Source organism: Pseudomonas sp. NFACC46-3, assembly GCF_900114515.1.
Classification (GTDB): Bacteria; Pseudomonadota; Gammaproteobacteria; order Pseudomonadales; family Pseudomonadaceae; genus Aquipseudomonas; species Aquipseudomonas fluorescens_Q.
On sequence record NZ_FOTH01000022.1, the window covers coordinates 1 to 15,492 of the forward strand.

Sequence of the window (15,492 nt, forward strand, 5' to 3'; positions counted from 1 at the left end):
AAACCCGGCGACACGGTGGATCAGGTTGATTGAGTGAGCTTGAGAGGGGGCTGCTGCGCAGCCCAGCGGGAGCAAGCTCCCTCGCCACAAAAGCAGGCTCAACCCAGGTGGGGATCAGACGTACTGCGCGGCGGCATACCCCGAAGCCCACGCCCATTGGAAGTTGAACCCACCCAGGTGCCCCGTGACATCCAGCACTTCGCCGATGAAATACAGGCCGGGGCTTTTCAGCGACTCCATGGTCTTGGACGAGACTTCCCGGGTATCGACGCCGCCCAGGGTGACTTCTGCGGTGCGGTAGCCTTCGGTGCCAGCGGGGACGACGTTCCAGCTCGCCAGTTTTTCGGCGATGTCTGCCAGCTCCGCGTGGGTGTATTGCTTCATGGGCTTGGAGACGAACCAGGTGTCGGCCAGCAGGTTGGCCATTTTCTTGGTGAACAACTCGCCCAGCAACGTCTTGAGCTCGCTATTGGGGCGTTCGCTCTGCTGCTGTTGCAGCCATTGCGGCACGTCGTGGTCCGGCAACAGATTGATCTGTACCGTGTCCCCCGATTCCCAGAACGAGGAAATCTGCAGGATTGCCGGACCGCTCAGGCCGCGATGGGTGAACAGGATGTTCTCGCGAAAGCTCTGGTCGTTGCAGCTCACCAGGCAATCCACCGAGGTGCCTGACAACTCGGTGCACAGCGCCTTGAGCTGATCGGTGATGGTGAACGGCACCAGGCCGGCGCGGGTGGGCAGCAGTTCATGGCCAAACTGTTTTGCCACCTGATAGCCGAAACCGGTCGCCCCCAGGGTTGGGATCGACAGCCCGCCCGTGGCGATCACCAGGGACTGGCAGGCGATAGCGCCAAGGGTGGTTTGCAGCAGGTAGCCGCCGTCGGCTTTTTCGATCTGTGTAATCGAGGTGTCCAGATGCAGGCTGGCGCCGGCCTGGTCGCATTCATCCAAGAGCAGGCCGAGGATGTCGCTGGATTTGTTATCGCAGAACAACTGGCCGAGCTTTTTCTCGTGATAGGGCACGCCGTGCTTGGCCACCAGGGCAATGAAGTCCCATTGGGTGTAGCGGGCCAGGGCCGATTTGCAGAAGTGCGGGTTCTGCGAGAGGAAATTGCCTGGCTCGGTGTACATGTTGGTGAAATTACAGCGCCCACCGCCCGACATGAGGATTTTCTTGCCGGCCTTGTTGGCGTGGTCCAGCAACATCACCTGCCGCCCGCGCGCGGCGGCGGTCAGTGCGCACATCAACCCTGCGGCGCCAGCGCCAATGATCACGACTTCGGTAGAGCGCAAAACGGTGTCCTCTGCATATCTGGGGTCTGACAGGAGTTCGCTCTTGTGGCGAGGGAGCTTGCTCCCGCTCGAGCGCGAAGCGGTCGAAAAGCCAGCGAACTGTCTGAAGCATCGCGTTCATGGTTTTCAGGGCTGCTGCGCAGCCCAGCGGGAGCAAGCTCCCTCGCCACAGGGTGAATCAACAGCGGTCAGAGGATCCGCACCCGCAACGACCGGCCCTTGATCTTGCCATCGTTCAGGCGCTGCAGGGCCTGCTTGGCGATGCCGCGTTCCACGGCCACGTAGGCCTGGAAATCGAAGATCGCGATTTTGCCGACCTGGGCGCCAGGGATGCCGGCCTCGCCGGTCAGGGCACCGAGGATGTCGCCGGGGCGGACCTTGTCCTTGCGCCCGGCGCCGATGCACAGAGTGCTCATGGCCGGCAACAACGGGCCGCCGCCCTGGGGCTTGAGGTTGTCCAGTTGGTCCCAGCTCAGCGGTGACTTCTGCAACTGCTCGATGGCCTGGGCGCGGTGGGCTTCGGACGGCGCCACCAGGCTGATGGCGATGCCTTTCTCCCCGGCACGGCCAGTGCGGCCGACACGGTGGATATGGATTTCCGAGTCCCGGGCCAGTTCGACGTTGATCACCATGTCCAGTGCATCGATGTCCAGGCCGCGGGCCGCCACGTCGGTGGCTACCAGCACCGAGGTGCTGCGGTTGGCGAACATCGCCAGTACCTGGTCGCGGTCGCGCTGTTCCAGGTCGCCGTGCAGGCCGACGGCCGAGATGCCCTTGGACGTCAGGTGATCGACGGTTTCCTGGACCTGCTGCTTGGTGAAACAGAACGCCACGCAGGAGGCCGGGCGGAAATGCGCCAGGACCTTGACCACTGCGTCCATGCGTTCCTCGGGGGCGATCTCGTAGAAGCGCTGCTCGATCTGCGCGTCGGAGTGGAACGCCTCGGCCTTCACTTGCTGCGGGTTACGCATGAACTTGGACGACAGTTGCTTGATGCCCACCGGGTAGGTGGCGGAAAACAGCAGCGTCTGGCGGCGTTCCGGGGTCTGCTGGATGATGTCTTCGATGGCGTCGTAGAAGCCCATGTCGAGCATGCGGTCGGCTTCGTCGAGGATCAGCGTGTTGAGGCCATCGAGCACCAGCGAACCTTTGCGCAGGTGCTGCTGGATGCGTCCTGGCGTGCCGACGATGATGTGGGCACCGTGTTCCAGGGAAGCGATCTGCGGGCCGAACGACACGCCACCGCACAGGGTCAGGACCTTGATGTTGTCTTCGGCGCGGGCCAGGCGACGGATTTCCTTGGCGACCTGGTCGGCCAGCTCACGGGTCGGGCACATCACCAGGGCCTGGCAGCCGAAGAAGCGCGGGTTGATCGGGTTCAGCAGGCCGATGCCAAAAGCCGCGGTCTTGCCGCTGCCGGTCTTGGCCTGGGCGATCAGGTCCATGCCCTTGAGAATCACCGGCAAGCTTTGCGCCTGGATCGGCGTCATCTGGGCATAACCGAGTGATTCGAGGTTAGCCAGCATGGCGGCGGACAGCGGCAAAGTATTAAAAGCGGTGGCAATGGTGGTCACGGGACTGGCCTGCAAAACAAAATGTTGCGCAGTGTAGCAGCCTCGTGCCACTTTCTTCGAAAGTTCTGGACGAGCTGTGAGGGCCAAACCGCAGAACATGTGGCGGGAATTTATTGTGGCGAGGGGATTTATCCCCGCTGGCTGCGAAGCAGCCCCCAATCTGTCAGCTCGGTGAGCCAGGCTGATCGCGTTCAACCTTTTTTGGGGCTGCTTCGCAACCCAGCGGGGATAAATCCCCTCGCCACAAAAGCTCACCGAAGCCACTCAAGCTCGGCTTAGTGCTCGATATGCTCGTCGTGACGCTTCTGCCGCCGCCCATCCTGCTTGGACAACTGGGAAAAAATCGTCGCTGCCAGCATCGCCATGATCCCCACCGTTACGAAGGTCAGCTGGAACGCGCCCAGCACGGTATCGACCCCGTCGTTACCCACCTGGGCGGTAAAGCCGCCGAGCAGGGCGCCGGCGCAGGCCACGCCGAGGCTCAGGGACAGCTGCGCCACCACCGACAGCAGGCTGTTGCCGCTGCTGGCGCTGGCGTCGTCCAGGTCGATCAGGGTCACGGTGTTCATCGCGGTGAATTGCAGCGAGTTGATCGCGCCCAGCACCGCCAGTTGCGCCAGCAATAGCCAATACGGCGTCTGTTCGCTGACCAGGCCCATGCTCGCCAGCATCAGGCCCAGGGCGAGGGTGTTGCCGGTCAGGACGATGCGATAGCCCAGGTGTTCGATCAGCGGCCGGGCCACGGACTTGGCGACCATGGCCGCCGCTGCCAGGGGCAGCATGCTCATGCCGGCCTGGGACGGTGAATAGCCCAGGGCGACTTGCAGCAGCAACGGCACCAGGAACGGCAGGGCACCGCTGCCCAGGCGCGCGAACAGGTTGCCAAGAATGCCCACGGCGAAGGTCCGGGTCTTGAACAGCGATGGCGGGAACAGCGCATTCTCGACGTGCCCGGCCCGCAGCCAATAGGCCGCCAGGCAGGCCATGCCGCCGAACAGCAACAGCATCACCCGCAGGTGCGGCAGGTGCAGTTCACCCAGGCCTTCCATGGCGATGGTGATCAGCACCATCGCCGCACCGAACAGCAGGAACCCCAGGCCATCGAACCGGGTGCGCTCGCTGCCGCGCAGGTCGGGGATGAACTTCCACACCGCATAACAGCCGATCACGCCCACCGGCAGGTTGATGATGAAGATCCAGTGCCAGGTCAGGTACTCCACCATCCAACCGCCCATGGTCGGGCCGATCAGCGGGCCGAGCAGGCCGGGGATGGTGATGAAGCCCATGATCCGCACCAGTTCCGAGCGCGGATACGCCCGCAGCACCACCAGCCTGCCCACCGGCAGCATCAGCGCACCGCCCAGGCCCTGGATGACCCGGGCTCCGATCAGCATGCTCAACGAATTGGATAAGGCGCACAGCAACGAGCCGAAGCTGAACAGCAGGATCGCCCCGAAGAAAATCTTCTTGGTGCCGAAACGGTCGGCGATCCAGCCCGAGGCTGGGATCAGCAACGCCACGGTGAGCATGTAGGCGATGATCACGCCCTGCATGCGCAGCGGGTTTTCCGCCAGGTCGCTGGCCATGGCGGGCAGGGCGGTGTTGAGGATGGTCCCGTCCAGGGACTGCATGAAGAAGGCAATCGCCACCACCCACGGAAGCCAGCGGGCGGTGACGGCGTCGAGCGGTGCGCGGTTGGGCATGGGACCTCTTGTATGAAGTGTTGATCAGGAACAGGTATCGCTGTTGTGGCGAGGGAGCTTGCTCCCGCTGGGTTGCGAAGCAACCCTAAAACCAGGCACCGCGGTGTTTCAGATGCGTTGGGTCAGCAGGGTTTTGCGACTGCTGCGCAGTCGAGCGGGAGCAAGCTCCCTCGCCACAGGGGTACAACTCCGGTCATTACAACGTCAAGGTCAACCGCTTCACCAGCGCCCCCGGCAACAACATCGAGGCCGTGGCCCGCTGGCTGTAGGTGCTGGCCGAGAGCAGCAGTTCCCGCTCTCGAGTCAGGCCTTCGAGTTGCGAGCCGAGCAGGCTGTAGACGCTGTCGTCGAAGCGCATGGTGCTGACCGGCGCGACGATCTGGCCGTTCTCGACCCAGAACGTGGCGAAGCGGGTCATGCCGGTCAGGCGGGCGGCCGGTTGGTCCGAGTAGTTCAGGTACCAGAGGTTGCTGATGTACAGCCCGGTGCCAAGTTGTTCGAGGATGTATTTGTGCTCCAGCTGTCCGCCCCGCATGTCCAGCGCCGTAGGGTATTCGTAGCTGCTGGCGCCGTTGGCGGCGAGGCCGTATTCAGCGGCGCTGCGGGAGTTGACCAACTGCGCATTGGCCGTGCCCTTGGCGATCAGCCCCAGGTCATCGCGGGGATAACCTTCGTCGGAAAACGCCGGGCTCAAGGAGCCGCTGACCTGCTCGCTCAGCCACACGTTGGGGCTCAAGCTTGCTTCGTTGGCGTAGAACTTCTGCAACGGGCTCTGCTTGCTGGCAATCGCCCGGGCCGAGAACCCACCCCAACTGAGCATGCCCATGATCTCTTCCAGGGCGGCCGGCGCCAGGTAGGCGCGGTATTCGCCGGGCGGCAACGTGCGCAACGGCAGGCCGAGAAACGCCAGTTGCTCGCGGGCCTGTTCGAAGCGCCGGGAAAATCCGTCACTGCTCCATTCATGCCCGGCGTAACTGGCTTTCACGGCCTGGCCGTTTTCATGGAACAGGCTGAAATCGAAGTTGAAGCTGTTGGCCTGGTGCCAGCCGAACGCCCCCGCAGAACTGGCGAAACCTCGACTGATGGGCCCGGCGGCGTAGAACCCCACCAGGTCCAGGCCTTCGGCGGCGCGGCTGATTTCGGCCACGGCCTGCTCGGTGTCCGGCAACGGATGGTCCTGCACGTTATGGCTCTGCCAGTGGGCGTGGTTGAGCAGCAGGTATGGATCGCGGGGCAGCAGCGGCAAGGTTTCGCGCAGCTGTTGCAGGCCTTCGGCCAAACGTTGCAAATCCGTCTCGGCTTCGCCGGACAAGGTGATCTGCAAGTCGGCGTGGCGTCCGTCGTCGATCAGTTTGAAACTGACATTGGCTTGCTGCACCAGGCCGGCCTGGCGGACCTTGCCATGGTTGAAACGGACGAAGGCCGAGGACTCGGCGGCGTAGCCGAGGGTGAACTGTTCAGGCTCGTGCAAGGCATCGCGCAGCCACTCGACCAACGCCTTGAATGCCTCGGCCGGATTCTTGACAGTGCTCATCAGGCATCTCCCCCAAACACATCAACGTTGCTGAACACGCAGGCCGGCGAGGCATGGCCGACGCGGATGACCTGGTTCGGTTCGCCCTTGCCACAGTTCGGCGTGCCCAGGACCTGGAAGGTGCTGGCATCGCCCACGGCGCGCAGGCTCTTCCAGAATTGCGCGGAAATACCCCGGTAGTTGGGGTTCTTCACCACGCCCTTGAGCTCGCCGTTCTCGATCAACTGGCCCCATTCGCAGCCGAACTGGAATTTGTTGCGGGCGTCGTCGATGGACCAGGAACGGTTGGTGCGCATCAGCACGCCGTGCTCGGTGCCTTGGATCAGTTGTTCCAGGGATTGGTCGCCGGGTTCGATGTTCAGGTTTGCCATGCGGTCGATGGGCGGGCGATTCCAGCCGCAGGCGCGGCTGTTGGCGACACCGTCCAGGCCAGCACGGAACTGTGACAGTGCGCCGCCCAGTGGACGCAGCAGCAGGCCTTCACGAATCAGGAACTGTTTGCTGGCGGCGCTGCCATCGTCGTCATGGCTGTAGCTGGCCAATTCTTCGGGAATGTTCGGGTCGAAGGTCACGTTCAAGAGGTTGGAGCCGTATTGCAGGTGTCCGAAGTCGCTGGCCTTGACGAAGCTGGTGCCGGCGTAATTGCGCTCGTCCCCGAGGATGCGGTCCAGTTCCAGCGGATGGCCGATGGATTCGTGGATCTGCAACATCATCTGGTCAGGCATCAGCAGCAGGTCGCGGGGGCCTTGCGGGGTGTTCGGTGCCAGCAGCAGTTGCAGGGCCTGGTCGGCGATTTTCAGCCCGGCGCCGAGCAGGCCGCTGCGGCTGATCACATCGAAGCTGCCTTGCTGGCCGAAATTTTCCCGGCCCAGGGTGCGGGTCTGGCTGTCGTTGCCGTCGAAGGCGGTGACTTCCAGGGCTGGGTAGATGAAACGTTGGGCCTGGCGCAATTCAGCACCGGCACTGTTGAGGTAGATCTGCTCGACCTGGGTCAGGCCGATGCTGGCTTGCCAGTTCACCAGGCGCTCGTCCTGAGGCACTGCGGCTGACTCGTCGCCGAGCAATTGGTAGCAATCGCTCAGTGGTGGGAAGGCCTGGTCGAAATTCGGCGAGAAGTAATCGGCGCGGTCGCTGGACACCGCTTGCTCGCGCAGGTCTAGCAGGGCGTGGGGCTTGAGCCGGCGGGCCTGTTGCTCGGCTCGTTCCAGCGCCGCTTGCAGGCCGGTTTGGGACAGATCGTTGGTAGCGGCATACGCCTCGACCCCGTTGACCCGCACCGTGAGCATCGCCCCTTCATCACGGCCCAGGCTGGGCGGTTCGGCGACATTCTTGCGCACCGACAGGTGCTGGCCGGACTCGCGCACGTAACGCAGGGAAAAGAATTCAGCGCCCGTGCGCAAGGCAGCAAAACGCTGCTTGAGCTGGGGGTGGAAGTCGAACATGGAACCTCCTTGTCTGGAGCGAGGGTGCGGCGCAGTGCGGTGATTTGACGCGGCGGCTCTAGATTAGGCCTGGGGTGGGGGTGGGATCAAGGTAGAAGGGAATTTGAGGGCCTGGTCGAGCGCCATCGCGAGCAGGATGCTGCTGTAAAGATCGTTGGAGATCATTCCCACGCTCTGCGTGGGAGCGATCTTTATCCAAGCGAGCTTGAGTCTTACTGGGCCATAGGCCCGACTTCCCGCAGTGGCTTGCCGCGCACCGGCGCATCGCCGGCCACGTAGTACGGGGCAGTGCTGCGTGGCAATGGCTTGCGACCACGGATCTTGTCGGCGATTTTCTCGGCGATCATGATCGTCGGCGCGTTCAGGTTGCCGGTGGTGATGATCGGCATGATCGAGGCATCCACCACGCGCAGTCCTTGCATGCCATGCACGCGACCTTCGCCATCCACCACCGCCATGTCGTCGGTGCCCATCTTGCACGAGCAGGACGGGTGGAACGCGGTTTCGGCGTGCTCGCGGATGAACTGGTCCAGTTGCGCGTCCGTCTGCACCTCGATGCCCGGGCTGATCTCGCGGCCACGGAACGGATCGAGCGCCGGCTGCTGCATGATCTCGCGGGTCAGGCGAATGCCATCGCGAAATTCCTGCCAGTCCTGCTCGGTCGCCATGTAGTTGAACAGGATGCTCGGGTGCTGGCGCGGGTCCTTGGACTTGGCCTGGATCCGGCCGCGGCTTGGCGAGCGCATCGAGCCCATGTGCGCCTGGAAGCCGTGTTCCTTCACGCCGTTGCTGCCGTTGTAGTTAATCGCCACGGGCAGGAAGTGGTACTGGATGTTCGGCCAATCGAATTCCGGGCGGGTGCGGATGAAACCGCCGGCCTCGAACTGGTTGCTGGCGCCGATACCGGTGCCGTTGAACAGCCACTCGGCACCGATGGCCGGCTGGTTGTACCAGAGCAGCGACGGGTACAGCGAGACCGGTTGGGTGCAGGCGTATTGCAGGTACAACTCGAGGTGATCCTGCAGATTTTCACCGACACCCGGCAGGTCGTGGACCACCGGGATGTCGAGGCTTTCCAGCAGCTTGGCCGGACCGACGCCAGAGCGTTGCAGGATCTGTGGCGAGGCGATGGCGCCGGAGCACAGCAGCACTTCCTTGCGCGCCCGGGCTTCGACCCGCTCTTCGGCGGCGCCCACCAGGTAACGCACGCCGACCGCACGCTTGCCTTCGAACAGGATCTTGTCGGTCAGGGCGTGGGTGACGATGGTCAGGGTCGAACGCTTCTTGGCCACGTCCAGGTATCCGCGCGCGGTACTGGCACGACGGCCATTGGGGGTGACGGTACGGTCCATCGGGCCGAAGCCTTCCTGCTGGTAGCCGTTGAGGTCTTCGGTACGCGGGTAACCGGCCTGTACGCCGGCCTCGACCATGGCGTGGAACAACGGGTTGTTGCCGGCCTTGGGGGTGGTCACGCTGACCGGACCGTCGCCGCCGTGGTAATCGTTCGGGCCGATGTCCCGGGTCTCCGCTTTCCTGAAGTAAGGCAGGCAGTCCAGGTACGTCCAGTCCTCGAGGCCAGGCAGTTTTGCCCAGTTGTCATAGTCCAGGGCGTTGCCGCGGATGTAGCACATGCCGTTGATCAGCGAAGAGCCGCCCAGGCCCTTGCCTCGACCGCACTCCATGCGGCGGCCGTTCATGTGCGGCTCCGGGTCGGTCTCGTAGGCCCAGTTGTAGCGCCGGCCTTGCAGCGGGAACGCCAGGGCGGCGGGCATTTGCGTACGGAAGTCGAGGCGATAGTCCGGGCCGCCGGCTTCGAGCAGCAGGACGGTGACGCCTTCGTCTTCGGTCAGGCGGGTGGCCAGGGTGTTACCGGCCGAGCCGGCGCCGATGATGATGTAGTCGAATACGTGGGACATGAAATGCACCCTCTTTTGAATTGGGTTCAGGTCGTGGTCGCCTTGACGCCGCAGAACCTGTGGCGAGGGGATTTATCCCCGTTCGGCTGCGCAGCAGTCGTAAATCAGCGACTGGGTTTGTCTGAAGAATGGGGGGGCCTTGGGGAGGGGCTGCTACGCAGCCCCACGGGGATAAATCCCCTCGCCACAACAGCGTTCACTCAAGGCCTCATGTCCAATCAGAACACCGACGCGTAATCGCCCAGTTCGACCTGCACCGACTTGATGCGGGTGAAGTTGTTCAGCGAACTGATGCCGTTTTCCCGGCCCACGCCCGATTGCTTGTAGCCGCCCACCGGCATCTTGGCATCGGACTCACCCCAGGCATTGATCCAGCAGATACCGGCTTCGAGCTGGTGGATCACGCGGTGGGCGCGGTTCAGGTCGCGGGTGACGACGCCGGCGGCCAGGCCGAAGTCGGTGTCGTTGGCGCGGCGGATCACTTCTTCTTCGGTTTCATAAGTGAGGATGCTCATCACCGGGCCGAAGATTTCTTCACGCACGATGGTCATCTCGTCGGTGCAATCGGTGAACACGGTCGGGGCGACGAAAGCGCCCTTGGCCAATTCACCGTCGGTCAGGCGACTACCACCGCACAGCAGGCGCGCGCCTTCGGCTTTGCCTTTCTCGATGTAGCCCAGCACGCTTTCCATGTGGGCGAAGCTCACCAGCGGGCCGAAGTTGGTGTTTTCGTCCTCTGGATTACCGATGCGGATGCGCGCCACGCGCTCGGCGATCTTGGCTTCGAAGGCGGCCTTGAGATGGCTCGGCACGAACACGCGGGTGCCGTTGGTGCAGACCTGGCCGGAACTGTAGAAGTTGGCCATCATCGCGGTGTCGGCGGCGCGATCCAGGTCGGCGTCGTCGAAGATGATCAACGGCGACTTGCCGCCCAGTTCCATGGTCACGTCCTTGAGCGAAGAACTCGAGGCGCTGGCCATGACTTTCTTGCCAGTGTCGGTGCCGCCGGTGAAGGAGACTTTCTCGATGCGCGGGTGCTCGGTCAGCCAGGTGCCGACTTCACGGCCGCTGCCGGTCAGGACATTGAAGACGCCTGGCGGAACGCCGGCTTCGGTATAGATCTCGGCCAGTTTCAAGGTGGTCAGCGAGGTGACTTCGCTCGGCTTGAAGATCATCGCGTTACCGGCTGCCAGGGCCGGTGCGGATTTCCACAGGGCGATCTGGATCGGGTAGTTCCACGCGCCGATACCAGCCACTACGCCCAGGGGTTCGCGACGGGTGTAGACGAAAGACGTGTCGCGCAACGGGATCTGCTCGCCTTCGATAGCGGGCACCAGGCCGGCGTAGTATTCCAGCACATCGGCACCGGTGACGATGTCGACATAGCGGGTCTCGGAGTAGGCCTTGCCGGTGTCCAGGGTTTCCAGGGCGGCCAGCTCATCGTTGCGCTCGCGCAGGATGTCCACCGCGCGACGCAGGATGCGCGAACGCTGCATGGCGGTCATGGCGGCCCAGACTTTCTGGCCCTTTTCGGCGCTGACCACGGCGCGCTCGACGTCCTCGAAAGTCGCACGCTGCACTTGGGCAAGGACCTCACCGTTGGCAGGGTTGATGGCTTCGAAAGTGGCGTCGCCGCTGGCATCGCTGTACGCGCCATCGATGTAGAGTTTTTGCAGTTCGAAACGGGCCATAAAGTCCTCGCAAGTGCATAAGTGGTTGGCTGGCCACCGGAGCGTGTCGTTTATAGCTGACTACGCGGTTCGGCGGCGGTTCAGGAGTCGAGCGGTTCTGTGTGCTCTGGTGCCCCTGCTTTGGTCAGTTGGAAATCCATGTATTCGTAAGCGATCCGGTGCGCCTGGGCGGTATCGAACGCGTCTCCCGACAGCGCTCCGCGCAGCCACAAACCGTCAATCAACGCGGCCAGGCCCCTTGCTGCGCTGCGCGCCTGATCGACGGGCAACACGCGGCGGAACTGGCTACACAGGTTGGAATACAGGCGGTGATCGTTGATCCGCTGCAACCTGTGCAAAGACGGGTGGTGCATGCTGGTGGCCCAGAAGGCCAGCCAGGTTTTCATTGCCGGGCCGTTGACCTGGCTGGCGTCGAAGTTGCCTTCGATGATCACCTTCAGGTGAGCCCGGGGGCTTGTGTCCTCCAGCGCCTGGCGGCGCGCGGTGACGTTCTCGCTCAGGACAGTCATCAGGTACTGGGCCGTGGCCGCGATCAGGCCATTCTTGTCCTGAAAGTAGTGACTGATGATGCCGTTGGAGACACCGGCCAAACGAGCGATCAACGCAATGCTGGCGTCCCCCATGCCGACTTGATCGACCGCTTGCAGCGTGGCTTCGATCAGTTGTTGGCGGCGGATGGGTTGCATACCGACCTTGGGCATCTAGCACATCTCCTTAGGCCATCCGGCGGGCGAGAGTCGTCTGCCGGAATGAAAGCCAGTCTATTTTGTTTTGATTGAACGTTCAATCAACAAAAAACAGGTTCTATGACAAGTCATCGCTGTCTGTCGGGATTTCCATGTGTAAAGGGCGCTTGAAGGCACATGGGAAACCCGCCGTGCGGGGCGAGGACTTTTTCGGGATGTCTTTATAACACTCGTCGGCTGGTGTGGAGGCCTAACGCCCATTGATAGCTGGAATACTGTTGTGGCGAGGGGATTTATCCCCGTTGGGCTGCACAGCAGCCCAAAAAGCGGCGACCTCATGTTGTCTGACACACCGAGACACCTGGCTTTTGGGGCTGCTTCGCAGCCCAGCGGGGATAAATCCCCTCGCCACAACTGTATTTCAGGCCAAGCTAGTCAGTAGTCAGTAGTCAGCAAATGCACAAACGAAAACGCCGCGATCATCTCGCGGCGTTTTCGTGTGCAGGCTTAGCCCAGGTTCTTGCCCAGCAGTGCGTGGTACAGCTCGCTGTCGCCCAGGATGCCGACGACTTGCTGGTTATCGTGGAGCACCAGTTTGTTGCCGGTCTGGTAGCGGATCTGCAGCGCGTCGCGCATGCCGATGTTGGAATCAACCAGGGTCGGACGCCGGCCCAGGTCTTCGACGGCTTGGCCCGGTACCCAGTTCTGCAGGTCCAGCGCCGCGCCATTCTGACGGGCGCCCTTGATGGTGTTGCCTTCGGCCAGGTCGAGCCAGGAGTCGCCGCCCGGGTCCAGGCACACCGAACCGTTGATGCGCTTGCAGTTGTCCAGGGTGCGCATCAGGCTGCGACCGCACAGGACGTTGAGTGGGTTGGTGTGGGCGACGAAGGTGCGCACATAGTCGTCCGCCGGGTTGAGCACGATCTCTTCCGGCTTGCTGTACTGGATGATCTTGCCGTCTTTCATGATGGCGATCCGCGTACCCAGCTTCAGGGCTTCGTCCAGGTCATGGCTGACGAACACGATGGTCTTTTGCAGTTTGCGTTGCAGTTCCAACAGTTCGTCCTGCAAACCCTGGCGGATCAGCGGGTCGAGGGCCGAAAACGGTTCGTCCATCAGCAGGATGTCGGCGTCCATCGCCAGGGCGCGGGCCAGGCCGACCCGTTGCTGCATACCGCCGGACAGCTCGTCGGGTTTCTTGTTGCGCCACTGGGTCAGGCCCACCAGCTCCAGCTTCTCATCCACCAGCTTGCGCCGTTCCTTCTCGGGACGGCCCTGCATTTCCAGCCCGAAGCTGATGTTCTCGCGCACGGTCAGCCAAGGCATCAGGGCGAACTTCTGGAACACCATGGCGATGCGCTTGGTGCGCATCATCTTCAGTTCGGCAGGGGAGCAGGAAGCGATGTCGATCTGCCGCCCTTCATGCTCGACGAACAACTTGCCACGACTGACCGTGTTCAAGCCATTGATGCAGCGCAGCAGGCTGGATTTACCGGAGCCGGAAAGGCCCATCAGGACGCAGATCTCACCCTTCTCGATGGACAGGCTGGCTTTTTCCACACCGACGATCAGGCCGGTCTGCTGCAGGATCTCGGGTCGCGATAGGCCCTTGTCCAGCAGGTCCAGCGCGGCCTTGGGGCGGTTGGAGAAAATAACATCGACGTCTTCGAAACGAATGATGCTCATGCGTCACCCCCTACTTTAGCGTCGGGTTGTTTGCAGATTCGGTCGAGCATGATCGCCAGCAATACGATCGCCAGGCCGGCTTCGAAGCCCAGGGCGATATCGGCGGTGTTCAGTGCGTTGACCACGGGTTTGCCCAGGCCATCGGCGCCCACCAGTGCGGCGATCACCACCATCGACAACGACAGCATGATGCACTGGGTGATACCGGCCGCGATGCTGGGCATCGCATGGGGCAGTTCAATGCGCGACAGGAGCTGGCGACGGGAGCAGCCGAAGGCTTTGCCGGCGTCCATCAGTTCGTCCGGTACGTCGCGGATGCCCAGGTAGGTCAGGCGGATGGGCGCGGCAATCGCGAACACCACCGTGGAGATCAAGCCTGGGACCACACCCAGCCCGAAGAGGGTCAGGGTAGGAATGAGGTAAACGAAGGTCGGTACGGTCTGCATCAGATCGAGCACCGGACGCATCATTGTGTAGAACATCGGCTTGTGCGCGGCAACAATGCCCAGCGGCACGCCGATCAGTACGCAAACCAGGGTCGCGAACAGCACCTGGGCGAGGGTTTCCATGGTTTCTTGCCAGTAACCCAGGTTGAGGATCAGCAGGAAGGACGCGATGACGAATACGGTCAGGCCCCATTTGCGCTGGATGAAGTGCGCCAATAGCGCAATGAGGCCGATCAGGGCCAGGGGGTTGAACCAGGTCAGCGCGAACGTCACGCCGTGAATCATCGTTTCCAGGAACAGCGCGATTGCGTCGAATGTGTTGGCGCCGTTTTGCGTCAACCATTCGACAAAGCCCGCGATGTACTGGCCCAAAGGTATTTTCTGATCAATAAGCATGGTAGTGAACGTCCGCATGCAAGGGAATAAACAGCCCGGGCGAGCGAACTCGCCCGGCATAACATCAGCAGTTATTGCGCAAGTTTGGCTTTCACGGCTTCCAGGCCAGGTTTACCGTCAATGGTGGTCACGCCAGCGAGCCAGGTATCGAGTACCTGTGGGTTTTTCTTCAGCCAAGCCTTGGCGGCGGCCTCAGGTTTCATCTTGTCATCGAGCACGTTGCCCATCAGCTGGCTTTCCATGTCGACGGTGAACTCCAGGTTTTTCAACAGTTGGCCAACGTTGCTGCATTCCTGGCTGTAGCCCTTGCGGGTGTTGGTCGCCACGGTAGCGGCACCGAAGTCGGGGCCGAAGAAGTCGTCGCCGCCGGTCAGGTACTGGATCTTGAAACGGGTGTTCATCGGATGTGGTGCCCAGCCGAGGAACACCACGTCGGTGCCACGCTTGGCGGCACGGTCGACCTGCGAGAGCATGCCCGCTTCACTCGACTCGACGACTTTGAAGCCTGCGTCCTTCAGGCCGAAGGCGTTCTTTTCGATCATGCTCTGGATCAGGCGGTTGCCGTCGTTGCCGGGTTCGATGCCGTAGATCTTGCCGTCCAGCTCTTTCTTGAATTTGGGGATATCGGCGAAGTCGTGCAGGCCTTTGTCATACAAAGCCTGAGGCACGGCGAGGGTGTACTTGGCGCCCTTGAGGTTGGTGCGCACGGTTTCCACGGTGCCGGCTTCGCGGTAGGCCTTGATGTCGTTTTCCATGGTCGGCATCCAGTTGCCGAGGAATACATCCATGTTCTTGCCATCGGCCAGGGACTTGTAGGTCACCGGCACGGAAATCATGGTGGTCTTGGTCTTGTAGCCGAGGGCGTCGAGCACCACGCTGGTGGTAGCGGTGGTCACGGTGATGTCGGTCCAGCCGACATCGGAGAAATTGACGGTGCTGCACTGTTCGGGTTCAGCAGCGTTGGCCAGCATCGGAAGACTCAGCATGGCGGCCAACAACAACGATGTGGAACCTTTCATGGGTGGACTCCTGGTGTTTTATCGGCGGTGTCCGGTCAGGACAACCGCGCTTATTGGATGTTGCGGTTGGTGGCGCGTGGGCACTCTCTGACACGCGGCCTTGCAA

At 62.3% G+C, this 15,492-nt stretch carries 11 protein-coding genes; all 11 read right to left on the reverse strand.

What is annotated here, in order from left to right; all coding sequences use genetic code 11:
• Nucleotides 1–114: 114 nt before the first annotated feature.
• Nucleotides 115–1,293, reverse strand: coding sequence for a BaiN/RdsA family NAD(P)/FAD-dependent oxidoreductase (locus tag BM300_RS20320; RefSeq protein WP_092463795.1), 1,179 nt, complete (start codon nt 1,291–1,293; stop codon nt 115–117).
• Nucleotides 1,294–1,481: 188 nt separating this feature from the next.
• Complete coding sequence (gene dbpA, locus BM300_RS20325) at nt 1,482–2,819, reverse strand: ATP-dependent RNA helicase DbpA (protein WP_256572627.1); 1,338 nt, start codon at nt 2,817–2,819, stop codon at nt 1,482–1,484.
• 323 nt (nt 2,820–3,142) lie between these two features.
• The gene (gene mdtD, locus BM300_RS20330; RefSeq protein WP_092221445.1) at nt 3,143–4,570 is read right to left on the reverse strand and encodes a multidrug transporter subunit MdtD; all 1,428 of its coding nucleotides are present in this window, start codon (nt 4,568–4,570) and stop codon (nt 3,143–3,145) included.
• Nucleotides 4,571–4,766: 196 nt separating this feature from the next.
• Complete coding sequence (locus BM300_RS20335) at nt 4,767–6,104, reverse strand: TldD/PmbA family protein (protein WP_092463798.1); 1,338 nt, start codon at nt 6,102–6,104, stop codon at nt 4,767–4,769.
• Nucleotides 6,104–7,546 carry a TldD/PmbA family protein gene (locus tag BM300_RS20340; protein ID WP_092345276.1) on the reverse strand — a complete coding sequence of 481 codons (1,443 nt, stop codon included), beginning with the start codon at nt 7,544–7,546 and terminating at the stop codon, nt 6,104–6,106. The genes BM300_RS20335 and BM300_RS20340 overlap by 1 nt, the downstream gene beginning before the upstream one ends.
• Nucleotides 7,547–7,758: 212 nt before the next feature.
• Complete coding sequence (betA, locus tag BM300_RS20345) at nt 7,759–9,462, reverse strand: choline dehydrogenase (RefSeq protein ID WP_063324021.1); 1,704 nt, start codon at nt 9,460–9,462, stop codon at nt 7,759–7,761.
• A 218-nt stretch (nt 9,463–9,680) separates the two neighbouring features.
• Nucleotides 9,681–11,153, reverse strand: a complete 1,473-nt coding sequence (betB, locus tag BM300_RS20350; RefSeq protein ID WP_092146278.1) for a betaine-aldehyde dehydrogenase — start codon at nt 11,151–11,153, stop codon at nt 9,681–9,683.
• A gap of 80 nt (nt 11,154–11,233) precedes the next feature.
• Nucleotides 11,234–11,854, reverse strand: a complete 621-nt coding sequence (gene betI, locus BM300_RS20355) for a transcriptional regulator BetI (RefSeq protein WP_063324023.1) — start codon at nt 11,852–11,854, stop codon at nt 11,234–11,236.
• 492 nt (nt 11,855–12,346) lie between these two features.
• Nucleotides 12,347–13,525: a choline ABC transporter ATP-binding protein gene (gene choV, locus BM300_RS20360; protein WP_063324024.1), complete on the reverse strand. Its 1,179-nt coding sequence runs from the start codon at nt 13,523–13,525 to the stop codon at nt 12,347–12,349.
• Nucleotides 13,522–14,367 carry a choline ABC transporter permease subunit gene (gene choW / locus BM300_RS20365; RefSeq protein ID WP_014340605.1) on the reverse strand — a complete coding sequence of 282 codons (846 nt, stop codon included), beginning with the start codon at nt 14,365–14,367 and terminating at the stop codon, nt 13,522–13,524. Before choW ends, choV begins: the two co-directional genes overlap by 4 nt.
• Before the next feature lie 71 nt (nt 14,368–14,438).
• Entirely contained in the window at nt 14,439–15,386 is a 948-nt protein-coding gene (locus BM300_RS20370) for a choline ABC transporter substrate-binding protein (protein ID WP_063324026.1), read from the reverse strand.
• Between the last annotated feature and the right edge of the window lie 106 nt (nt 15,387–15,492).